Source organism: Pseudomonas brassicacearum subsp. neoaurantiaca, from assembly GCF_013608025.1.
Lineage (GTDB): Bacteria > Pseudomonadota > Gammaproteobacteria > Pseudomonadales > Pseudomonadaceae > Aquipseudomonas.
The window spans coordinates 68,215-89,116 of the sequence record NZ_VDLV01000012.1 but is presented as its reverse complement, the minus strand read 5'-3'; the positions used below and the strand labels follow the sequence as shown (position 1 = coordinate 89,116).

Below are 20,902 nucleotides of genomic sequence, written 5' to 3'. Positions count from 1 at the left end.
TGGCGAGGGAGCTTGCTCCCGCTTGAGCGCAAAGCGCTCACAAAAAAGCCACACCACACACCGATACTCCGACTAGCACCCACCAAGCCATAAACCCTCAACCCAACACACCCTACCCTCCTCACCCAGTCACAAAGGATTTCACCCCATGGAATTGCTGCTGGAAACGGTCGCTCTTTACTCCCTCAAGCTGGCTTATGAGACGGAAGGCCACAGCCCGATTCTGCGGGATGATCCGTTGATGGGCAGTTGCGACCGTGAGGTTTTTGGGTTGTTGGTGCGTAGGGAAGATATTCAGAGTATTCAGGCGAAAGTGCAGCGTTGCCTGGACTTGGCACTAGAGGCAATTGGGGGCAGGAATACGATTTTGGGGCGGGAACTGGGGCGGTTGGCGACTGAATTTGAAGCTATCCAGACGATGGAAGAGCTTCAGGGTCCGCTACTCAAGCTTAGGGGTTACCTGAAAGATATCCAGTGAACCTGTGGGGCGTTGGGGGAAAAATCAGTTACTTCTCCCACATAATGCGCGCCTAGCGCAACCGAACATATTGGAGAAGAACGCTTTGCTGAAATGGATCTCTGCACTGTTTGATAGAAGCAAAGACTACGACACTCTGGGTGAGTTAGTGATGGAGAACCGACGCTGGCGCATGTTCGCCAAGGTCGGGTTCACGATACTGACGTTGATGCCCATACTCACTTACTGCTCATGGATAGCCCCTCGCTTTGAGGACTCGGGCGTTACCAATCCCGCAGTGCTTGAGGTGATCAATAGCGAGGAGTATCAGCAGGCAACCCAGGAGATTTTTGCTCTGCTCGACCTTTATAACCGGGGGGAGATCGGCCTGGATTCGCTACGTGGTTTACAGGGCGTTCACCGAATTGGCGGGGTGATGGTCACGTTTAATCTGAAACTGGTACCACGAGACGAGCCTAGGCAGGGAGGAGGCAGTAAATACAAGCTTGATGGCCAGTACAAAGTTACAGTGGCTATAGGCTATCTGGTTTTGTTTCTGACCATCGAATTGCTTCTGATCGGGGTAGCAACCTGCGCGATTTTCCAAGGACCACCAAAAGCGCAACGCAGGCTTGAAGAACAGATATTGCAAGATCACTTCTCCCTCGATATGCCTGTACTACCCGCAACCGTAGAGCAAGCCGATCAGGTCGTCGAGCGCATGCTGCTGCGTTTTCATCGTTTTGCGAAAGATCTGGAACACCGCCCACGCGGCCGAAAGGGAATTCAGCTCGACGATGAATACGACGTCCAATTCTTGGTCAATGCATTGCTAAGATTGCAGTTCGACAATGTAAAGCCTGAAGAGCCGTCCCCGAGCATGGCAGCAGGCGCCACCCGCGCAGACTTCCTCCTCCCTGAACATGGGCTCTTTCTGGAGCTCAAGATGACGCGCGATGGTATGACTGCAAGATCGCTAGCCGACGAGCTTATTCTGGATATCGCACGCTATCGGGGCCATCCCGGATGCCATGCAATCATTTTCTTCGTTTACGACCTCCGCGGCCTTGTTAAAAACCCTGCAGCATTGCAAACGGAGTTATCGGAAATTGCAGGCGAGTTACCTGTAAGCCTGATCGTTTCGCCTAGCCATTAGTACACAGGTATGACGTCACCGCTCGCTCAAGCATGTCCACCAGTTCAGGATCCATGAAGCGATAATCATCGGGAATATCCAGAACATGCAGCCGTTTGTGCTCAAGCAGCCGAGCGTACTCTGCTCGTAGCCGATGCTCGTGCTTGCGCTCCATTACAAAAATGACATCGGCCCAACGGATATCCGCTGGGCCGACTGGTTTGCGTGCATTGGGGCTGGTGCCCGCCGAACGCGCCCCGAAACCAGGACGCCGACGCCAGATCGCCTCCCCGGTAGGGCTACGCCATTGGTTACGACTGCAAACGAACAGGAGATTGGTCACTCTTTATCCAACAGTTGGCGAGTCGTGCGAATGGGATAACTCATACCGAGCTGACGCGCCCGGTGTAGCTTATCGGCACGGGTATAGATCAGCTTCCAATTCTTTTCTGGCTTGGAGTCCTGCGGACTAATCGCTTCGCGTCCACCGTGTTTGCGGGACTGCGCGCGTCTCCAGCTACGGGTTCTTTTCATGGTCATTTCCTCGTGAGTACCGGGTTCAGCAGCCGCGGTAATACGAGTTGGAGAAATGGTAAGCGTGAATTGGGGTTGTGGCTAGTGTGGGCGCTGTTGGATAGCTGCGGTTGGAGGTCCGTATTGGCTATCGATTCGGGATGCAAACGCAAAAAGAAAGGACCGATTGCTCCCGGCCAAGGCTAAAGTTAATAAATCCGTCCCCTTTTCTCTCCTGCGCGTCTCCAGCTGTGGGTTCTTCCATGGTTGTTTCTTCGCGAGTACCGGTTCAGCAGCCGCGGTAATACGAGGTGGTGGGATGGTAAGCGTGAATTGGGTTGTGGCTAGTGTGGGTGGGGGTGGATAGCTGTAGTTGGACGGTCCGTAACGGCTGTCGTTTCGGGATAAAATAAGGGGAGGGTGTCGACCATTGCTAGCAAAGCAAAAGAAAATAAATCCGTTCCCTTTTCGTGTATGCGAAACGCAGGATTTGTGATATTAGTCCAGCACCAATAGCTAATCCAAAAAACTTCCATAAATTCTAGCGGCGAGGTAATGAGGGTGGCTCAAGGAAGCGATGCAACCAATGTACCTGTTATATCCGTTCTAAACATGAAGGGCGGGGTGGGGAAAACCACTATCAGCGCTCATCTATTTAGACACATGGTGGATGTTTTAAAGAAATCTATTCTGATTATAGATTTCGACCCGCAATTCAACTTAACTCAAACCTTGATGACTCAGGCACAATATCAAGGATACCAAAAAAACAATAAAACTGTTTTTTCCGTAATGGAACCCCCATCCACCCCTACGCTATTCACAATTGCAAAAAACTTAGGACCTCCACCTTCGACAGACGAAGTAATGAAGCAATTGTTAATTTGGACTGAGAGCAAGAAAACGGCACTAGGACTTGTGCCTGGTGATTTCAGGATGACCAAATACACTTTAGTTGACGATCCAAAATCTTTAATACCCGTCCAGAAAAGATTTCTAGAATTCGTGGAGGCCGCCAAAAAGGAATATGACTTAATCGTTATAGATTGCAACCCTAGCAGCTCCTTCATGAGTCTTTGTGCGCTAACGGCATCAAGCCACTTATTAATTCCGGTCCGATCAGACCTATATTCCATGCTAGGCCTGGAGCTACTGGACGAATTTGTAAACGGGCTTCCCGCCATTATTACCAAACCCAAGCAGATTGTTTTAATAAACGGGGGACCAGGAAACTCAATGAGCACTGAGTTTGAAAGCACCTTGCGCGCCAACTCAAAATTCGGCCCTGCAACACTCCCTACCATTTTAAAATCATCTAGCTTATTGAGCGCCAAGGAAGGAAGAGTTGGATGTGCAACAGATAAGAAATTACCTCATGTAAACGCCCTTAAGCGAAATCTTACAAAGATCGCGCACGAGCTAAAAATACCTCTAGGGTGGGAATTATGAACTCCGACATAAAAAGACTTTTTATGCTTCTTGCAGCGGCTGGATTTGATCGATACGGAGCTGAAGACATAATTCAGACCATAAAGAACTCCGACACAAAAAAAATGCTATCAGAATTTGACAGAGCCAATAAAGCTTTGACGGGAGAAACTAAAGAAAAGGTTTTCATTAAAAAAAATCAGGATGAATATTACAAAGACCATAGCGTTGCGGAGAAAATACAAAAATTACTTATAACAGAGTCTAGCCTTACTGTAAAACAAGGCTTTATTGCATTCGAGCACATGCTTAGGGAGGCATACCCTAATAGAACAGTACCTACGCCAAATCCTAAAAATGGTTTTACGGCTTGGATTCGAATGCTGAGCAGAGACTTCAGCGACTCGGAACTATTGCATGTTGCGAGCCGACTCAGAAACCAAATAGTGCACGGACTAAACGACAAGGACGACTGGACCTTAAAGGAGTAAAGGAATGCCAGCCAAAAAACAACTAGCGGATCTTTTAACTTCGGCTAGGCAATTCTCAGATGCAAGTGGCGTTTTTGTGATCTCTGAAATTGATCGCCAGTCAAAATTATTTCTAGACTGGGTACCATATCTCAATAGTCTAAAAACCGGCGTAGCCGATGAGTTACTTGATGGAGCAGTTTCGTCTCTTAGAGAGGTGGCGGCCTGTTCTGGTTTAGGGTTGGTTAGACCAGCTTTGCTAGCGATGCGCACAGAAATTGATCTAATACTAAGCTGGCTCTACTTCAAAGATCATAGCGTGGAGTGGGAGTTTGTAAATAATACCGGGGACGGCTTTAAGCTAAAAAAAGAAATCTTGGATTACTTGGCCAAATATTGTGGCGAGTTTGGCTCCAGATATGGAATATTGAAAGACACCATGACTCGCACTGAAGTAGATCCATATAGACTTTTATCCGCTCACATCCACTCTCAAAGTTTAAGCACCCTACCAATGATCAATGAGCTTAAGGATGTTGTGAGGGGAGCTGATTTTGTAGATGACCTACCAAAGCTCGCTCACGAAGTAGATGAATACATTAGTGACACACTGTTTTCACTCCTCGCATCCGGCTGGACACAAATCCCTCCAACTTTGATAAAGTCTCTAGAGTCACGATTCAAATCGAAAGCTCAAAAGAAAACATTCTTTCATGGCAAGTGAGTTTTTTACCGTGGCGTCACGACAATATAGGAAAAAAGGGGACGGTTTTATTGAAAAAGGTCTTGTTAAACAAGACCTTTTCCATGTCAGCGGCAGTTTAGCTGCTACCTCACCTCAACAATATCCAAAGCCCGATTCGCCAATAGCTCGCTCACTTCAATAACCTGCAAAATTCCCAACGCAACCCGCCTTCGCGAGCCATCCAGATCGAACGCAAGATCACTGATCATGGCATTCGCCGAAGCAAGGTTCTCAGTGAGATTCGCCAGCAAACACTCAGAATCCACACCCGGATCAATCCGAAAAATGGAATCGGTCTTGTCAGACTTTTCGCTCTTAGGCTTGGGTTTGGGCTTCAGGTAATAATCCAACGCCCGCGTGGCAGCGTCATCAATTTTCTTGTTACGCGCAGACTGAGCACGAGACACGTGTTCGTCGGTAACTGGGGGATTCGGTGTAATTTTGACCATGGTCCTAGCTCTCTTTTGGTTGAGGCTACGACCCGTTCGCGACTAAACGATTGGGAGGCAGCTGTACGCAGGTTAGTCGACCGACGAGCTAAGAAATCGGCGCGCCCGGAGGCGCCCTGCGCACAGCCACCATCGAGTGCAGGATTGGTATACCTGACTGACGGACGCTTGAGCGACTTAGCTACGGCGGGCGACTAAACCCGATCACTGATGAGCAGTGACAGGTCCCAAACTACCGACGCGGCCCAAGGCGCACAAGCCGGCGGATTCTGGCGTAGTTGTAGGCAAAGGCGCAAGGCGATGTGGCTTATGGGCGGAGGTCGCTCGATGCCTGACAGACTCGGCCTACGTTATCCATTTTCAGCCGGGTATCCGAGCCTCGAATCAAGGCTTCTTAGGCAGCTCAGTTACCTGACGATGGGTCGTCACGATGAAGGGTCTGCCCTGCAAGTCCATTTGCTCCAAGACAATCTTGTTCTTCTCAACCTCCTTGATGCGCGCCTGTCCGGATCCCCCATCGGGAAAGAAATCGCTGAGGTTGGGCATGCTGGGGCCGATAAATCGCGCCACCGTCAACGGCGAAATATCTTCGCCGTCAACCGTGTAGGTCTTGGGAAATGTCTTCATCTGTTGCAGCGTGAACGACAGGTTTTCGCTGTCTGCGCTCCAGGTCCCGGCGCCATTGGCGCTGTATTCGAGCCTGTAAGGTTTCGAGGGCTCTGTTCCTACCAACGCGACAACGCCGCTGACGTTGTAATGGTTGTTGGCGAAGTATTCGATCATGCCCTTGAACTCGAACTGGACGCCTCCGGCATTGGGATAGCTGAACTCTTCGTTCCAACGGCCAATGAAATGACTTTTGTAGTAGTCAGCCCGCATTTCGGCCAACCAGGATGAAATGCTGGGGAATCCGGCTAGTAAGCCAACAACAGCCACGATCGCGGCCCAGCTTTTTAGCGAGTACTGCTTGAGTGTCGAGACAGCGGTCATCCATAACTCCTGATCCATGAGGAGGCGTGCAGCACTCCGGTTCCGTCTGAGCTGTTATTGCTTCAGGTCTTCTATCAGCTTGCCTACGTCCAGGTCTGGGTTTGTTTGGGGTAAGCAATTCACTACAAAAAAGAGGTCTCGTTGCCAAGACCTCTCTTGTACCGACGCCGAGCGCCTCGGCTATCTTACTTCAACAATATCCAACGCCCGATTCGCCAACAGTTCACTCACCTCAATCACTTGCAAAATCCCCAACGCAACCTGCCTTCGCGAGCCATCCAGATCGAACGCCAAATCGCTGATCATGGCATTCGCCGAAGCCAGGTTCTCACTGAGGTTCGCAAGCAAACATTCAGAATCCACAGCCGGGTCAATCCGAAAAATGGAGTCGGTCTTGTCTGGCTTTTCGTCCTTAGGCTTGGGCTTCAGGTAGTAATCCAACGCCCGCGTGGCAGCGTCGTCGATTTTCTTGTTGCGGGCAGATTGAGCACGGGAGACGTGTTCGTCGGTAACGGGAGGGTTCGGTGTAATTTTGACCATGGTCTTAACTCTCTATTGAGGCCACGACCCGTTCGCTGCTAAACGAATTGGGAGGCAGCTGTACGCAGGTTAGCAGACCGACGAGTTAAGAAATCGGCGCGCCCGAGGGCGCCCTGCGCACAGCCACCATCAAGTGCAGGGATGGGGATTCCTGACTGATGACGCGTTGTGCGACTTAACTCGGCGAGCTGCTAAACCCGATCACTGATGAGCAGTGACCGAACCCAAACTACCGACGTAACCCAAGGCGCACAAGCCGGCGGATTCTGGCGTAGTTGTAGGCAAAGGCGCAAGGCGCTGTGGGCTGGCGGGGCTTTGTGCCGGTGTCTGTCGGGCTTTGCTTACAGGGCTTCATTTGGCTGGCGTGAGCGGTTGGCCGATGGATGAAGAGGGGCTGCTGCGCAGCCCAGCGGGAGCAAGCTCCCTCGCCACGGGGGTCGGTGTTTACTCAACAGGGCAGCGTAGGAATAAATGGATCTGTCCCTTTTGGACAGTGTCTGTCGGGCGTTACTGACAGGGCTTCATTTGGCTGGCGTGAGCGGTTGGCCGGTGGAGGAAGAGGGGCTGCTGCGCAGCCCAGCGGGAGCAAGCTCCCTCGCCACGGGGGTTCAGCGTTTACTCAACTGAGCAGCGTGGTAATAAATGGATCTGTCCTCTTTCGGACATGGGGCGGGTTTCGTTCTGTGAGGTTGGGTCCGCTTGAATACTCGCTGACTGACGCACCGCTATCGCGAGCAAGCTCGCTCCCACAATGAGAGCGTTGTGAATGGATTCATTGGACATCCGGTTATCCCGTGGCGAGGGAGCTTGCTCCCGCTGGGCTGCGCAGCAGCCCCAATCAGCCAGTGGCCGGGTCTGGGTCGTCGGCGGGGATTGTCGTTCGATATCCAGCACTCAAATGCCTGTTGGCAACCTCACCGGCTTGCTCCAGCGCCAACCGATGCAAGGTGACAGCGGCCAGTTCCAAACCATCACTCCAACGCACATCAAAGCCCCATTCGCCCGCTTGGGCAGTGCCGAACGAGGACGGATCGACCAAGGGTTTCAGCACCGGGAATTGTCGGATATGTGCCTGCAGGTCTACGTCATAGCGCTTGCCGTTGGCAAACTCCGCTTGCAACGCACGTTGGCCCGGGACAGGCTTCACGCTGTTGATTCTGGCTTCGCAGGTCATGGGCAATGTCTCCGATTCTGTTCATTCCACACGCTTTGCGGGTCGGCCTTGTGATTCGTTGCCAAGGCTACACCCAAAATCTTCCCCATCCATCCCCTCCCGCAAAGCCCCCATCCGCTCCAGCAAAGTCCCCGCCCGCTCCGCACCCCGATAATCCCCCGCTTCACCCACCCCAAGCGCTACAACCGAGCACCGCGTACCTCCCATGAACCTACGCACCTTCATTCGCCGCTACTGCCTCAATTCCAGGCTTGCCACGAATGCACTCACCCGCCTGCACAAATCACTCTCCTCCCTGGCCACCTACCTGGCCCAGCAAGGCTTCGATTCCAACATATGGCCCGCCACTCGCGACGAAGCCGAGTTGGACCGTCACCTCAACAGCCTGTGCCCAGAGCTGGCGACTTCGGTGTTCAGCCACGCCCGCGAAGGCATCATCCTCGTCGATCCATACGGCCGGGTCATTGCCGTGAACGAGGCCTTCACCCGCCTGACTGGTTACGGGCAGGACGAGCTACAAGGCCGCGACTTGAACGCCCATCGCATGGTCCGTCGCCTCACCGCGTTTTACGCACCGATGAAAAACGCGCTGGATTTCCACGGCCACTGGTCCGGCGAAATCCAAAGCAATCACAAGGACGGCCGGGAGATGACGTCGCGGATCAGCGTCAGTGCCGTGCATGATCGTCACGGCAATGTGCAGCACTACGTGGCGCTGCTCGGCGATATGACGCAGATGAAGCAGCGTTTGCAGTTGCTGGAGCGGGATGCGCGGTATGACGCGCTCACGCAGTTGCCCAATCGGTTGTTGTTGGCCGAGCGGATGCGTCAGGCGTTGGGCAAGGCGCGTATTTATCAGCAGAAAGTGGCGATCGCGTTTATTGACCTGGATGGGTTCAAGGCGCTGAACGACAGTTATGGCCATGACTGGGGAGATCGGGTGTTGCAGATTGTCGCGGCGCGGATCAATGCGACGTTGCGTGAGGGCGATACGTTTGCGCGGCTCGGGGGTGATGAATTTGTCGCCGGGCTGGTGGGTTTGCACGCCGAGGAGGACAGCGAGCCTTTGCTGAAGCGGATGCTGGCGGCGGCGAATGCGCCGATTGTGATTGGCGCGCAGAAAGTAGAGATTGCGGCGAGTATCGGGGTAGCGTTTTACCCTGAGCATGGGCATGAGATCGATGGGTTGATCAGCAAGGCGGATCAGGCCATGTACCTGTCGAAGAAGGCTGGCGGTAATCGTCTGGCGTTTTGTCCGACGCGGTTTATTTCGCTCAATAACGAAGCCTGACGGTGGTGCCGACGGTGCGTTCGCTGCCGGTCATGACGCCATAGTCGCCGGCGCCGAGCAGTGAGTAGACGGCGGTGATGTAGTTGCGGTCGAAGACGTTGCGCACCCAGCCTTCGACTTCCCAGGCGCGGTCCTGGCTGCGCAGGCCCAGGCGCAGGTTGGTGAGGCCGTAGCTCGGTTGATAACTGCCTTCGCCACCTTCGAGGGTGCCGGAGTAGCCGGTGCGGAAGCTGTAGTCGACGCCGCTGTAGGCTTCCAGACCGTAGGGCAACGGGTGGGTGTGGTCGAGGCCGCTGCTGAGGTTCCATTCCGGCGCGTTGTAGAGGCGCTCGCCGCTGAGGTCGCAGGTCCATTGGCCCGACGCCGGTGGGCACGGGGCGTTGGGGAAGCTGCGGTAGCGGGCATCGCTCCAGGCCACGCCCAGGCGCCCGGTGAGTTGCGTGGTGAGTTGCCAGGCGGAATCGAGCTCGATGCCGCGCAGGCGGACTTTGCCGACGTTGATCAGGTTGTCCCGCAGCGGTGGCGCGAACACCGAGGTCGGCGGGCTGTAGGTGAGCGCTTGGTAGTCGTCGACGTCGGTCTGGTAGACGGCGAGATCGAGCAAGGCGCGCTGATCCCAAAAGCGGTTTTTCATGCCGACTTCCAGGGATGTGGCGCGTTCCGGCTCGAAGGTCGGCGCGGTGAATGGGCCGATCACGTCGAAGTTGATGCCACCGGCCTTGTAGCCTCGCAACCAACTGACGTAGCCCATCACCGCATCGCTGAAGCGGTAGCTGGCGCTGAGCAGGCCGGAAACGTTGTCTTCTTTTATCGAGTCTTCGCGGTAGTACGCTCGGCCGAGGGCGATGTCGCGCAGCAATTGCCCGCCGGCCTGAAACACCGGGGGCAAACCGGTCAGCGGGGCGAGGTTGCTGACGTCGCGGGAGATCCAGCCGTCCTTGCGCTCCTGGCTGTAGCGCAGGCCGCCGGTGAGTTCCAGTGGGTCGATCGGGCGCCAGGAGAGTTGACCGAAAATCGCGCGGCTGTCGCCCTTCTGCTCGCCGTCGTAACGTTGCCGGGCGCTGTCCAATAACAGGGCCGGCACCTGGCTCGGGTCGGTGATGTTGATGCCCAGTTTCTTCAGTTGCTCCAGTTGGTCGCCGACGAACCAGGGCGCGGCGTCCTTGCCGAATTCCGCGTCGATCTGGCGGTCGAGCTGCTGGCGCAGGTAGTAGAGGCCGGCAACGTAATCGACGGACGAACCGGCCGTGCCGGACAGGCGCCATTCCTGGCTGAACTGCCGATGGCCCAACTCGGTTTCGGATTGGGCCACCGCCAGCGCGGTGCTGTCGCCGTCGCGGCTGGCGCGGTAGTCCCAGTCGCGGTAGGCGGTGATGCTGGTGAAGCGCATCGCCTCGTCGAGGTCCCAGTTCAATTCCAATGACACGCCGTTTTGCAGGGTTCGCGGATGGCCCGGTGCGTCGATGCGCGACTCGCGTTTGTACGGGTCGGGCTCGGTCAATGGATAGCCAAGGAACTTGGCGCGCTTGCGGGTTTGTTCGCTGTAGTGATTGGGCAGCAGGACGTTGCCGGCCTCGTTTTGCTCGGCGTAGTCGGCGATCAGGCGAGCGCTGAAATCGCTGTTCGGCGTCCATAGCAATTGTCCACGCTGGCCTTGGCTGTCGGCATCGCCGAGGCGGCTGCCGTCTTGCAGGTTTTCCACGGCGCCGTCGGAGGCGCTGTCGAACACATTGAGTCGTCCGGCGAGCACGTCATCCTTCAACGGTCCGGAAATCGTCCCGCGATATTCCCGCAACCCGCGCTCGCCGTAGCTGGCTTCGAGGTTGGCCTCGGGCTGGAACGTCGGTTGCCTGGTAATGATGTTCAGCGCGCCGGCGGTGGTGTTTTTGCCGAACAAGGTGCCTTGCGGCCCGCGCAGGACTTCGATGCGCTCGATGTCCATCAACTCGGTGAAGGCCATGCCCTGGCGCGCCTGGTAAACGCCGTCGACGTAGGTGCCGACGCTGCCTTCCAAGCCATCGTTGTAGGCGGTCGCGCCGAAGCCGCGCAGGCCGAAACCGGCATAACGGGCGTCGTGGCCGGAGACCACCAGGCCGGGCACGCGTTGTTGGATGCCTTGCAGCCGGTGCAGGCCGGCTTCGTCCAGTTGATCGCCGTAGAGGACGTTGATCGGGATCGGCACGTCTTGCGGGTCTTCCTCGCGGCGGCGGGCGGTGACGGTGGTTTCGTCGAGCGTGAGGTTGGAGGCCTCTTGTTCGGCATGGACCGACGCCCAAGGCAACGCGGCGAAGCTGCCCAGCAACAGCAGCCGATAACCCCAACCCGACATGCTATCGCTCCCGAGCCATCGCGGGACGCACCGTGTCCGGGCAGGCCAGTGTCTTGAGCTGCGCCAGCAATTCACGGCTGTCGGCGGGCTTGAGCAATACCGCGTCGAAGGTCAGGTCCGTTGGATAGTCCTGCGGCCGGCGTGGCGGCACTGCCGAATACAACATCACCGGCAGATCCCGCCAGCGCTCGCGCACCTGTCGCAGCAGTGCCCAGCCGTCCATGCCGGGCATCATCTGGTCGGTGATAAGCAGGTCGATTGGTTGCCCGGCGATGCAGGCCAAGGCGTCTTCGCCGTTCGCCGCCATGCTCACGTCGAAACCGTAGCCGGCCAGCAGGTCGTAGAGCCATTCGCTGTTCTGCTCGACGTCGTCCACCAGCAGTACGTGTTTGCCCTGGCCATCCAAGGGCGTGACGTTGTTATCGACGAGGCCGATTTCGAGGTCGTGTTCTTTGGCGCATTTGAGTTGCAGGCAAAAACTGAAGTGGCTGCCCTGCCCCGTGGCCTGGGGTTCGAGGTGGCTGTCCATGCGTTCCAGCAGCTGGGTGACGATGGACAGGCCCAGCCCGCTGCCTTCGTAGCGTTGCGCGTTGCGGCCGCGGCGGAACGGTTGCAGCAGTTGTTCGAATTCATGCGGGTCGATGCCGATGCCGGTGTCGATCACGCTGAAGCGCAGCTCCACGGTTTCAGGGGTTGCGCCGGGACATGCGCTCACTTCAAAACGGATCTGGCCATTGCGGGTGAATTTCGCCGCGTTTGCCAAGAGGTTCATGAGCACCTGTCGAAGGCGTTTGAAATCAGCCTCCACCAGCGCCGGCAGGTCATCCGCAAAAACGGCTTCAAAGGTGTTGCCCTGGCGGGCGGCGAGAAACCCCGCCTCGTCGGCGATCTCTTGGAGGAAACCGTACAGGTAGCCCGGCGCGAGGGTGAGTTGCATCTGCTCAAACTCGCCACGGGAGAACTCCAGCATCTCGTCGATCAATTCCAGTTGCTGACGGGCGTTGCGCTCGATGGTGGCTTGATAGTCGCAGTTCGGCCCGGCGTGCAGCAGGCGCGCGTAATCGATGATGCGCACCAGCGGCGAGCGCAAGTCGTGGCTGATCCGCGCCATCAACGCACTGCGCGCCTCGAGGGATTCGCGCAACTGCGAAGTGCGCAGCGCCACGGTGCTTTCCAGGCGTTCCTGCTCGGCCTGGCGTTGTTGTTCGAGGGTGGACAGGGCGTGCTTCTCGCGGTTGCGGCTGCGGGCGACTTCCATGATCAAGGTGCACACCAGCAACACCACGCCCGCCAGCGTGGACGACAGGCTGTATTTGCTTTGCGGCGATTGCCAGGGCAATTGTTCTTGCGGAAAAAACATCCGCATCAGCAGTTGCCCAAGCAATAGCGCCGGCACCAGCCAGGCCATCCAGCTGTAGGCCAGCCGCGCGCGCCAAGCCATGAACAGCGTAGCGACCAACGCGACGTAGAAACTGAACAAGGAAACCTGGACGATTTGCGCGCCCTGGACCGGGTCGATTTTCAGCCACCAGAGTCGGCCGGCGACACAGCCCAACAGCGGCACCCAATAGCTCCAGCCAATGATTTTGGGCAGCCGGGAAACCTGCAACAGCACGCGGAAATAGGCCAGGAATAGCACAAACGAAAACGCGCTGGCGCAGGTCAGCAACTCGCGCGTCCATCCCAGCGCGCTGGGCCAGTAGATGAGGTAGCCGTTGAGGATGCAGGTCAGCAGGATGTAGCTGAGAACCGCGCCGGCGTTCACCGTCAGCAGTCGCGAACGCAGGATCCAGCCGACAATGAGGCCGAACGGCACGACCAGCAGGACGATGCCGAGGGTGAGGCCGTCGCTCAGGTAAGTCTGTTGCTGGCTGCGCAGCAGGGCGGGTTCGGACCACAGTTCCGGCTCCAGCAGCATCTGGAAGTTGCTCGCCACTCGGACGAACACCGTGGCGCTCTCCCCCGCCGCCAGCACGACCGGGAACGCCGGTTGGCGCGCTGCCGGCTGGGGCCATTCGGCCAGGGGATAGGCCGCTCCGCCACGGGCATCCTGCCCCGGTTGGTAGACGCGGAGGTCTTCCAGGCGCGGCGCGCCGATCACCAACAGGCGTGAGCACGCCACGGTGCCCGAATTGGTGAGCTGGAATTTCAGCCAGAAGGCGGAGCGGCTGTAGCCCTGCGTCGGCCAGTTTGGGGTTGGCGTGTTGAAACTCGTCTCGGGCAATCGAGAAATCTGTTCCAGGCTGAGGCTGGCTTGGGTGTCTTCGAAAATCTGCGCTGCGGGCATCAGGTCCACGTGATCCGCCCGACAGATATCCACAGGCGCCGCGTGCACCAGACCTGTGGATAACAACGCCAGCGTCAGCAACAAAAACTGTAGAAGTCGCATCAGGCGCGCCCGGCCGACTCGGTTTCAGTGATGCCCAAGGCTTGCTGGCGAAACTGACTGGGCGTCATGCCGATTCGCTGGCGGAAGGCCGTGGTGAAATTGCAGGCGTTGCGAAAGCCCACCAGTTCGGCGACGTCCTGCACGCTCATGGCGCTTTCGGCGAGCAGATCCTGGCCGCGCCGCAGTCGCGCGTCGCGAATGTAGGCGAACACCGTCAGGCCCAGGTGCTCACGGAAGATCCGCGAGAGGCGTTTCTCATGGGTGCCGACTTTTTGCGCCAACTGGACCAGGGAAGGCATGTCATCAAGGTGTTCTTCGATCAATCGCATCGTGGCGCGCAGGACGATTTCATCGCCTCCCGGCTCCGGTTCGGCCGGGCTGGCTTGAGCGGTGGGCGGCGCGCGCCAGGTCAATTGCAGGTGGATCTTGATCCGCGCCAGCACTTCTTCGGGCGCGCAGGATTTGGGAATGTAATCGACGCCACCGACGGTCAAGCCTTCAAGGCGTTCAATCGAACTGTTGGCCGACGATAGGAAGAGAATGGGCGTCTGCCGGGTCGCCGGCGCCTCGCGCAGAAGCCTGCACAGACTGAAACCGTTCATGTACGGCATGTGCACGTCCAGCACGATCAAGTCCGGGCGCAGGGCCAATGCCCGCTGATAACCCTGATGCGCATCGCTGGCCAGGGAAATGCGCCAGGGCTGCTGTTTCAGCAAGATGATGGTTGCGCGGATGTCCTCTGGAACGTCGTCGATCAGCAGAATATGCGGCTCGGACGACGCCGCCGCGCCCCCAGCCATAGCCGCTCGCCCTTCGAATCGTCCGTCGTCCATTCGCCAGGTTCCCTTCTCGTGCTTTTGCCAATCGTGGATCGGTAAAAATCGTTACACCAATAGCGGCAGCTCGGGCGAAGACTTGAAGGCGACGAATTGTCCATGGTCGTCCCATCGCGGGCGACCTATGCTGAAGCAGTTCCACTTCGACAGGCAAATCATGATGATCCAATGCAAACGCGCCTATGAAACAGCCAGCGCCGAAGATGGCGTGCGGGTGCTGGTCGACCGGTTGTGGCCGCGCAATTGCCGCAAGAATGCGCTAATGATTGCTGAGTGGCTGCCAGAAGTTGGACCGTCCCATGAACTGCGCAAGGCGTTCAAGGCGGGAGCGGTTTCGTTCGCCGAGTTCAGCGTGGCCTACCGGCGGGAGCTGGCGGCGCGGCCGGAGCATTGGTGGAAACTGGTGGATGTCGCGCGAGGTGGGACGTTGACCTTGGTGTATGCGGCAAAATCCACGGCTGAGAACAACGCGGTGGTATTGGCGCAGTGGTTGGAGGATGAAGTGGAGAAGCGGACCGAGGGGAGTTCGCCGGTTTGTTATCTGGATGAGTTCCAAGAGCTTTGAAAAGCGCTTGCTGTCACCCGTGGCGAGGGAGCTTGCTCCCGCTCGGCTGCGCAGCAGTCGTAAAACCTGTCGACTGTTTTTTCTTGATGTACCGGGTTGAACGGTTTGGGGCCGCTGCGCAGCCCAGCGGGAGCAAGCTCCCTCGCCACGGTGGGCGTTAATGAATCGGTTACGTTGTCGACGCGAATTTGAATCCTGGAATGGGGTATAAGAAAAGCCCGCATGACCGCGTGTAAAGGACTGGAACGTGAGCGCAATACAATCATGGCTGGATAGGCTGAAGAAGAGACAGACACCCGAACTCTCTTGGCCCGATTACCGGCAGAACGAAGCGCTGGAAGCGCTCGCGCAGGCAGGGACCAACGCAACGTGGGCAGAGCTCAGCAGCCACTACAACGGTTTCGTCCGGGAAATCGCCGTAAGGGAACTGTGCCGGCATCCCTCGCCTGAAGCGTTGGTCGCGTTGATAGAACGGCTGAATGATTGGGTTCCGCAAATTCGCGATTTAGCCGCCGCCGGCCTGGAGCATTACCTTTCGCCCGAGCACATCCAGGCGTTGTTGTTCGCAGTGGAGCCGCTCTTGGCTTTGGCCGCGCGTCGTCGAGCAGATCACGGCAAGACCCTGCAAACCGCTCGTGCTGTTTTGCAGTTGCCTGCTATCCGAGACACAGTCCGTGCGAATTTCCTGACGCGACAGGGTAAAGCTGCCCGCTATCTTTTCGAACTTTTGCTCGAGAATGATCCTGCCCCGGAAGCACTGCTACGCAGCGCCCTTGCCCATCGTGAAGTGACTGTAAAGTTGATGGCCGTTTCTGCCTGTCAGCAAATGCCGGGCGCCCATGCTCGGCTTTTGCTGCTTGAAGCCCTGTCTCAGCCCGGTGCCAAGTTTCGCGTTTGCGTGTTGCGCGCGCTGCTTCCCCTTCTGGATGATCCACGGCCTGTGATATTTGAGGCCTTGCTTGATGCATCGCCCTCCATCCGTAGCCTGGCGCGCTGGGCTGCACCAAACAGCAATGTCGATTCGGTGACGATCCTGGCTGACCGACTGAAGCAGGCTATCCCCATCAAAAAGCGGGACTGGCTTGGTGTGCTTGGCCTTGCTGCGGAGCTCGGCATCGAGCTGGAACCGCAGTGGCAAAAAGAAGCGATGCGTTCCTCCTATCCCACGGTGAGGCATGCCGCTGTCAGCACGCTGTCCGATAGCCTGCTGCCGGAACTGCTCAGGGCCCTGGATGACCCGTCGGACAAGGTTTTTGCCGCAGCAATCGTGCGCTTGAACAAACAACCCTGGTCTTCAGTGAAAGCTGGGGTAGACGCCAAGTTGGATCGAGATTGGCATGACCTTTCGATTAAGCGCCGAAGCGCGATTTTCCAGTTGCGACCGCTATGGCAGCAGGCTGCGTACCTGTTGGCTCGACTGGACACAGAACCTGCGGTGCAGGCCTTTTGGCTTCGTCAATTGAACCTATGGTGCGATCGTCAATATCAGATGGTCGATCCGGTCACGCCCAAAGCCGAGCGAGCAGCGCTTGCAGAGCAACTCCGAGCGTTGGCCACGCAGGGTCTTATAGATCGCAACAGCGTTGCACGCGTTGTTTAGCCATGAACAGTTGACCGGGCGACGCAAACTCAATCACGAGGAAGAGAGCCGTAATGCAATCGCAATTTGATCCGCTGGTTCATATCGATTGGAAAACACCGGGCAGCGACTTGCTCGGGCTGTTGCAGCATTACTATCCCGACGTCGGTGTGTTTGCCGGCCCAGGGTTCGAGGCGCTGTTGGATGAGCTGTTCAATGAGATGCCCGAGGTTTGCTTCGAGGCGCTGGCGGCGGTGTTGGCGGGTCAGGGTTATGACCTGTGGAACCTGGACGCCGGCGGCGATGATTATCGGCCGGTGGTTTTCCCCTCGGATCAGCGCGAGGCGTTTGCCAGGCATTGGCAAAGCGCGCGTGGCGAGCCGAGGTTCACGCCGATATTGATCGAGCCGCCCAAACCTGCGGCCGTCGAGCGCAAACCGGCCAAACCCAAGCGCAGCAAGTTGAAGTGGTTGCAGGAAGTCCATGACTATCCCGGCGCCACGTATGTGCATGAATACAACTACCGCAACGGTTGGGCCGCGATCACCGAGCAGGACGAAGACCAATGGCTGTGCTTCCTGATCGATTACAACCAATGGCCACCCACCGAGCAGGACATGCTCGAACATCGCACCGATGGCGTGGACGGCGCGGATTTGCAGCTCATCGATGCCGACGCAGAGCGCAGCCTGTGGAAACGTCAGGTCGTGCGCGGCGATTACAGCGCGGACGACCGTTATCAATATGAAATTCGTCGAGGCGATGAGGTCGAGGCGTTCGGGCCTGCCGGGGTGCAGTGGTCGGAATTCGAGCAACCCAGCGTGGTGGTGGGCTCGGAGATATTCGAACGCCAGCGCATTTACGAGCCCGAGCATTTGACGCGGATCTGGCGGATCACGGCGGACCGCAGCGAGGTGATTTTCGAGGACTCGGATGAGCTGACGATCCTGCCGGTCGGCCCGGGCCGCTTGTTGTTCATGCAGCACAACGGCAAGCGTTGCTGGGTCTGGGACCAAGCCGCGAAACAGGCAGTCGTCGCCCAGCCGATGCCCGCCGAGGCCTATAAGCTGCGGGCGGCGACGGCGTATTTGGGCGGCGACGAGATTCTGTTATTCAGCGAAGGCGCGCGGCAGAACGTCGAGCATTCGGGTTATCAGGAGACGGTGTTGTTGGCGTGGCGCTTCAATTTCGTCACCGGCGCTAAATCGAAGGCGACGCTGGACGGTTTCGGCAGCGAGCTGCGTCAGGACACACGCCTGCTCGTCACCCAGCCCAAGCAAGTCATCACGTTGCGCACGTTTCATGGGCAACTTCATGTATCCCGCGGGCATGGGGATTGGTGGGTGTGGGGTTACCGCGCCAACACCTTTGGTACGCAGACGCTGGCGTGGTTTTGGAATCAACGCAGCAATGAGGTGGTGAAGCTGTCGACCAAGGATATCCCGCGCATCAAGCCGGAAATTCGTTACGTGGCGGCGCAGGATCGGTATCTGGCGTTCGAGGCGGATTTTGTGGCGCGGTTGCCGGAGTTTGGCGAGATCGTTGCGGCCAAGGGGAGTGAGGTTTTGGTTTTTGAATGAAGTGGTTTGCCCCACCGCAATCCTTCGAACGCATCAGCTTTTGTGGCGAGGGAGCTTGCTCCCGCTCGGCTGCGCAGCAGTCGCAAAACCTGCCGACGCCGTCTCTCCTGGTGCACCGCGGTGAATGGGTTTGGGGCCGCTTCGCAGCCCAGCGGGAGCAAGCTCCCTCGCCACAGGGGCAGCGGTGTCCTTGAGGGCTCAAACGCGCAGCACCCCACGAAACCCACGCGCCGCGTAATACGACTGCACACCATTGTGATAGATGAACACCCGACCATAACGATAGTCACCAAAAATCGCCCCATCGAGCGCACGAAGTTCTGCAGGTGTCGCCAGCCAACTGGACGTCTTGGCATCAAACTCACCGAGTGTCTGCAGGGCTCGGTATTGCTCCTCGGTCAACAGGGCAATCCCCATCTCATCGGCCATTTCAATCGCACTGCCTTTGGGCTTGTTCTCCTTGCGTGCGTCCAGGGCCGCGCGGTCGTAGCAGAGGCTTCGGCGACCGGTGGGGCTTTCCTTGGCGCAATCGAAGAAGGTGATAGTGCCGGTCTTTGGGTCGAGGCCGATAACATCCGGCTCACCGCCGGTGGCTTCCATGGCTTGGAGGGACTTCAGGGCCTTGGGGTTGGCTTCGAGCCGGGACTGGACGTCGGCCCAGGGGATGTCTCGGTGGCGGTTCGGGTTTTGTTCGAAGCGGGTTTTCAGGGTTTGGATGAGGCTTTCTTGTTCTTGTTTTTTCATGGTGTGGGTGTCCGTGGGTGATCGGTTGCTGATTCCGCGTTTGGTTCAGGGCTACCTAGGATAGACGGACGGCAGATTTTCCACTGACTTGGCCGCTTTTTTTGTGGGAGCGAGCAAGCTCGCTCCCACAGGGGTGAGGCCGGCTTAGCTGTTTGTCAGGCACTGAACTGCTTGATCCAATCAAGGCCTGCCACGGTAGAGCCGGTGGGACGGTATTCACAGCCGATCCACCCTTGGTAGCCACGCTGCTCCAGGTCTGCGAACAAAGCCGCAAAATCCATGCTCCCCGTCCCCGGTTCATGACGCCCCGGGCAGTCGGCAATTTGCACATGGACGGTTCGGTCATAAAAGCGAGCCAGGATATCCGCCGCATCCCCGGTTAGCCGTTGGGCATGGTAAAGATCAAGGATCAGCCCGACACTCGGGAAAGTTTCCAGCACCTGTTGCGCCTTGCTGAAGTCGGACATGTAATAGTCCGGCATCTCCTGCACACAGATGACCTCGATCAGCGGCCGCAAGCCCTGGTCTTCGAGGTATTTGACGGCGTACTCCAGGTTGCGCCCATAGATAAGTGCGGCGTCTTCCTGCGTCGTAACACCCGACATGATGTGGACATCGGAACACGCCAGCGCCTTTGCATAACGCGCAGCCTGGAGCAAGCCGCTGCGAAACGCCTCGTCCTTGCCCTGCAAGGCCGCGATGCCTTTGGTCACGCCAGCAGGTGCGGCGAATTGGATCAACGGCAGGTTGTGTTGAGCCAGATGATCAGCCAAGAGACTGGCGTCGAACTCATAGGGGGAAGGGAATTCCACAGCACGGAAACCCGCCATAGCGGCGGCTTCGATGCGTTGCAGAAATGGCACTTCATTGAACTGAAAACCGAGATGAGCGTTGAACTTGAGCATTGGGTAAATCATCCATCCTGGGGAAAAACGAAAGCATCCGTTTGGAACAACTTGCGCAGCGCCAGCACCGCGCTGTCAGGCGTGGTCAGCACTGGTAGACCGGAGCGGGCCTGGGCCTGCCCAGCGGCACGCATCATTGAAAACTGGGCGAAGCAGATCAGGTCGCAGCCCTCGACCCGGGCGGCCATATCCGCGATGGCGGCATCGTGAGCCTCTTGGTTGCCGTCATTCAGCGCCTGCAATGCGCCCGGAACGAAATAAGGCACCACCTCCACCGCGCGACCGTTGAGCGCTGCCGCTTGTTTGAACTCGGGCATCATCGACGTAATGGTGGGCTCGAACGTCGCGAGCACGGCAATGCGCGATGCCTGTTTCAGTGCCTGTTCGATCATCGCTTCGTTCGGCTTGAGCACCGGGATGGTCACCTCGGGTTTAACCAGGTCGATGGCATCGCCAAACGCCGAGCAGGTAAACAGAATGGCATCCGCTGCGCTTTGTACGGCGTAGTGGGACAACGTCAGGAAACGCGTCTTCATGTTCGCGCTCAACTCGCCTTCCTGCACCCGGTCCTGGGGCAACGAGTCTTCGAGCAGATTGACGATCCGCGCCTGCGGCCAATGCTGGGCAAAAGCCGCCGTGACGGGCTCGATCGCCAAGGGGGTGGCGTGGATCATAAAGATACGTGGAGCCTTAATGCTTATGCCATTCTCCAAATCATGTTTTTTGCACGGTATCAGAAGCCCGGATAGCGTGTGGAATTCCTGTGGCAATAAACAATGCGGC

Annotated in this window: 21 protein-coding genes; 9 read left to right on the top strand and 12 right to left on the bottom strand. The window is 57.4% G+C overall.

Annotation, left to right across the window (positions count from 1 at the left end):
* The first annotated feature begins 148 nt into the window (after nt 1-148).
* Together FHK92_RS10085 and FHK92_RS10080 are read left to right on the top strand one after the other, a co-directional pair.
* A complete protein-coding gene (locus FHK92_RS10085; protein WP_181287922.1) occupies nt 149-478 on the top strand; it encodes a hypothetical protein in 330 nt (109 codons plus the stop codon).
* Between the two features lie 85 nt (nt 479-563).
* Nucleotides 564-1,613 carry a PD-(D/E)XK nuclease domain-containing protein gene (locus FHK92_RS10080; RefSeq protein WP_181287921.1) on the top strand — a complete coding sequence of 350 codons (1,050 nt, stop codon included), beginning with the start codon at nt 564-566 and terminating at the stop codon, nt 1,611-1,613.
* On the opposite strand, the gene FHK92_RS10075 is transcribed toward FHK92_RS10080, so the two are convergent.
* Together FHK92_RS10075 and FHK92_RS10070 are read right to left on the bottom strand one after the other, a co-directional pair.
* Nucleotides 1,603-1,935 carry a low molecular weight protein tyrosine phosphatase family protein gene (locus FHK92_RS10075; RefSeq protein ID WP_181287920.1) on the bottom strand — a complete coding sequence of 111 codons (333 nt, stop codon included), beginning with the start codon at nt 1,933-1,935 and terminating at the stop codon, nt 1,603-1,605. The two genes, FHK92_RS10080 and FHK92_RS10075, sit on opposite strands and share 11 nt — an antisense overlap.
* Entirely contained in the window at nt 1,932-2,126 is a 195-nt protein-coding gene (locus tag FHK92_RS10070) for a hypothetical protein (RefSeq protein WP_181287919.1), read from the bottom strand. Before FHK92_RS10070 ends, FHK92_RS10075 begins: the two co-directional genes overlap by 4 nt.
* Before the next feature lie 540 nt (nt 2,127-2,666).
* Here FHK92_RS10070 and FHK92_RS10065 point away from each other — a divergent pair.
* Genes FHK92_RS10065 through FHK92_RS10055 form a run of 3 tightly spaced genes read left to right on the top strand, consistent with a single transcriptional unit; the run spans nt 2,667 to nt 4,727 of the window.
* The gene (locus FHK92_RS10065; RefSeq protein ID WP_181287918.1) at nt 2,667-3,554 is read left to right on the top strand and encodes a ParA family protein; all 888 of its coding nucleotides are present in this window, start codon (nt 2,667-2,669) and stop codon (nt 3,552-3,554) included.
* Complete coding sequence (locus tag FHK92_RS10060; RefSeq protein WP_181287917.1) at nt 3,551-4,024, top strand: hypothetical protein; 474 nt, start codon at nt 3,551-3,553, stop codon at nt 4,022-4,024. The genes FHK92_RS10065 and FHK92_RS10060 overlap by 4 nt, the downstream gene beginning before the upstream one ends.
* Before the next feature lie 4 nt (nt 4,025-4,028).
* Nucleotides 4,029-4,727, top strand: coding sequence for a hypothetical protein (locus tag FHK92_RS10055; protein WP_181287916.1), 699 nt, complete (start codon nt 4,029-4,031; stop codon nt 4,725-4,727).
* 104 nt (nt 4,728-4,831) lie between these two features.
* On the opposite strand, the gene FHK92_RS10050 is transcribed toward FHK92_RS10055, so the two are convergent.
* From FHK92_RS10050 to FHK92_RS10035, 4 genes are all read right to left on the bottom strand, one after another.
* On the bottom strand, nt 4,832-5,197 hold the full coding sequence (locus FHK92_RS10050) for a DUF6124 family protein (RefSeq protein ID WP_181287915.1): 366 nt from the start codon (nt 5,195-5,197) through the stop codon (nt 4,832-4,834).
* Between the two features lie 384 nt (nt 5,198-5,581).
* A complete protein-coding gene (locus tag FHK92_RS10045) occupies nt 5,582-6,187 on the bottom strand; it encodes a hypothetical protein (RefSeq protein ID WP_181287914.1) in 606 nt (201 codons plus the stop codon).
* A gap of 180 nt (nt 6,188-6,367) precedes the next feature.
* Complete coding sequence (locus tag FHK92_RS10040; RefSeq protein WP_181287913.1) at nt 6,368-6,727, bottom strand: DUF6124 family protein; 360 nt, start codon at nt 6,725-6,727, stop codon at nt 6,368-6,370.
* An 838-nt stretch (nt 6,728-7,565) separates the two neighbouring features.
* A complete protein-coding gene (locus FHK92_RS10035; protein ID WP_181287912.1) occupies nt 7,566-7,901 on the bottom strand; it encodes a DUF2442 domain-containing protein in 336 nt (111 codons plus the stop codon).
* Nucleotides 7,902-8,106: 205 nt separating this feature from the next.
* Between FHK92_RS10035 and FHK92_RS10030 the strand changes: the two genes are divergently transcribed.
* On the top strand, nt 8,107-9,192 hold the full coding sequence (locus tag FHK92_RS10030) for a sensor domain-containing diguanylate cyclase (protein WP_181287911.1): 1,086 nt from the start codon (nt 8,107-8,109) through the stop codon (nt 9,190-9,192).
* Here FHK92_RS10030 and FHK92_RS10025 read toward each other — a convergent pair.
* From FHK92_RS10025 to FHK92_RS10015, 3 genes are read right to left on the bottom strand one after another with little or no spacing between them, the layout of a single operon-like run.
* On the bottom strand, nt 9,176-11,521 hold the full coding sequence (locus FHK92_RS10025) for a TonB-dependent receptor (RefSeq protein WP_181287910.1): 2,346 nt from the start codon (nt 11,519-11,521) through the stop codon (nt 9,176-9,178). The genes FHK92_RS10030 and FHK92_RS10025 overlap by 17 nt on opposite strands.
* A gap of 1 nt (nt 11,522) precedes the next feature.
* Nucleotides 11,523-13,910: a hybrid sensor histidine kinase/response regulator gene (locus FHK92_RS10020; protein ID WP_181287909.1), complete on the bottom strand. Its 2,388-nt coding sequence runs from the start codon at nt 13,908-13,910 to the stop codon at nt 11,523-11,525.
* The gene (locus tag FHK92_RS10015; RefSeq protein WP_181288044.1) at nt 13,910-14,710 is read right to left on the bottom strand and encodes a response regulator transcription factor; all 801 of its coding nucleotides are present in this window, start codon (nt 14,708-14,710) and stop codon (nt 13,910-13,912) included. Before FHK92_RS10015 ends, FHK92_RS10020 begins: the two co-directional genes overlap by 1 nt.
* A gap of 196 nt (nt 14,711-14,906) precedes the next feature.
* Here FHK92_RS10015 and FHK92_RS10010 point away from each other — a divergent pair, with 196 nt between their 5' ends.
* The 3 genes from FHK92_RS10010 (at nt 14,907) to FHK92_RS10000 (ending at nt 18,470) form a co-directional block, all read left to right on the top strand.
* Nucleotides 14,907-15,311, top strand: coding sequence for a DUF488 domain-containing protein (locus tag FHK92_RS10010; protein WP_181288043.1), 405 nt, complete (start codon nt 14,907-14,909; stop codon nt 15,309-15,311).
* A 247-nt stretch (nt 15,312-15,558) separates the two neighbouring features.
* A complete protein-coding gene (locus FHK92_RS10005; RefSeq protein WP_181287908.1) occupies nt 15,559-16,911 on the top strand; it encodes a HEAT repeat domain-containing protein in 1,353 nt (450 codons plus the stop codon).
* A gap of 53 nt (nt 16,912-16,964) precedes the next feature.
* Nucleotides 16,965-18,470, top strand: coding sequence for a hypothetical protein (locus tag FHK92_RS10000; protein WP_181287907.1), 1,506 nt, complete (start codon nt 16,965-16,967; stop codon nt 18,468-18,470).
* 198 nt (nt 18,471-18,668) lie between these two features.
* Here the strand turns inward: FHK92_RS10000 and FHK92_RS09995 are convergent, their stop codons facing one another.
* The 3 genes from FHK92_RS09995 to FHK92_RS09985 form a co-directional block, all read right to left on the bottom strand.
* Nucleotides 18,669-19,214, bottom strand: coding sequence for a DUF4256 domain-containing protein (locus tag FHK92_RS09995; RefSeq protein ID WP_181287906.1), 546 nt, complete (start codon nt 19,212-19,214; stop codon nt 18,669-18,671).
* Between the two features lie 155 nt (nt 19,215-19,369).
* Nucleotides 19,370-20,119 carry a hydroxypyruvate isomerase family protein gene (locus FHK92_RS09990; protein WP_181287905.1) on the bottom strand — a complete coding sequence of 250 codons (750 nt, stop codon included), beginning with the start codon at nt 20,117-20,119 and terminating at the stop codon, nt 19,370-19,372.
* Between the two features lie 8 nt (nt 20,120-20,127).
* Nucleotides 20,128-20,793, bottom strand: coding sequence for an arylsulfatase (locus FHK92_RS09985; protein ID WP_181287904.1), 666 nt, complete (start codon nt 20,791-20,793; stop codon nt 20,128-20,130).
* Between the last annotated feature and the right edge of the window lie 109 nt (nt 20,794-20,902).